The following is a 1,205-nucleotide window of genomic DNA, read 5'->3' as shown; positions in this document are numbered from 1 at the left end:
TGCTCGCGGCATGGTCGCCGGACTTCGCTGTGATGGTGGCCGCCCGCGTGCTGGTCGGCATCGGCATGGGCGGCGTCTGGGCGATCGCGGCGGGTCTGGCGGTGCGTCTGGTGCCGCCGAAGTCGATCGGCTCCGCGACCTCGTTGATCTTCAGCGGTATCGCGGTGGCGTCGGTGCTCGGCGTCCCGGCGGGTACGTACATCGGTGAACTGGCCGACTGGCGAACGGCGTTCGTGGCCGTGGGCGTACTGGCACTGGTGGTGCTGGTCGCCCTGGCGGTTCTGCTGCCGCGGCTGCCCGCCGAGCAGGAGGTGCGGCTCAGCGGTGTGATGCGGCTGTCCGGCGAAGCGCGGGTGCGGACCGGACTGGCGGTGGTGGCATTGCTTGTCACCGGGCACTTTGCCGCTTACACGTACGTGCGTCCCGTACTGGAGGAGGTCTCAGGGGCGAGCGCCGGGATGATCGGCACGCTGCTGCTGGTGTACGGAGTCGCCGGCGTGGCGGGCAACTTCACAGCCGGCGCGGGCGCCGGCCGGTCGCCGCGCTCCACGCTGCTGGTGATCAGCGCGGTACTGGCGGCCACGGTCGCACTGGTACCGGTGCTCGGCGGCTCCGTCCTGACCGCCGGTGTGCTGCTCGCGCTCTGGGGACTGTCGTACGGCGGCGTGTCGGTCAGCACCCAGACCTGGCTGCTGGCTTCGGCTCCCGATGCGCGCGAGGCCGCTTCCTCGCTGTTCGTCGGCGTCTTCAACGGGGCGATCGCCCTGGGCGCGCTGGCCGGAGGGCTGGCCGCGGACGGCGCGGGCGTCACCGCGGTGATGTGGCTGGGCTGCGGGCTCGCCGTCGCGGCCCTCGCGGTGACGGTGCTGGGCAAGGCCCCTTCGTCCGGGCGTCTCTGAGACCGGGCCCGGCGCCCACCCCCGGGCCGCGCCACCCCGGTACAGGGATCGGCGGGCCGGGCGCCGGACCCGCGACCGGCCAGCCGCAGCAGGACGGCTCGGGCGGTACGGGCGAGGCCTGCCCGTACCGCCCGAGGTGGCCAGTCGTCGACGGTGGCGAGGAACGCGGTGATGAGCTCGACCCACTCTCCGACCTGCGCAAGCACGGCCTCGCCGAGAACGGCAGTTCCACCGAGACGGGGGAGAGGCTGCGGAACCTGACCCCCGAGGGCCTGGAGGCCGCCTCCTACGAGATGCGGCTCCCGG

At 73.4% G+C, this 1,205-nt stretch carries 1 protein-coding gene; it reads left to right on the top strand.

What is annotated here, in order from left to right; translation table 11 throughout:
* Positions 1–899, top strand: an 899-nt coding sequence (locus ACWD0Y_RS36675; RefSeq protein WP_450264581.1) for an MFS transporter, incomplete at its 5' end; no start/stop codon positions are given.
* Positions 900–1,205 lie beyond the last annotated feature (306 nt).

The organism is Streptomyces altiplanensis (genome assembly GCF_053591575.1).
The sequence above is the reverse complement of the archived record's forward strand: the minus strand, read 5'-3'. Positions and strand labels throughout refer to the sequence as shown.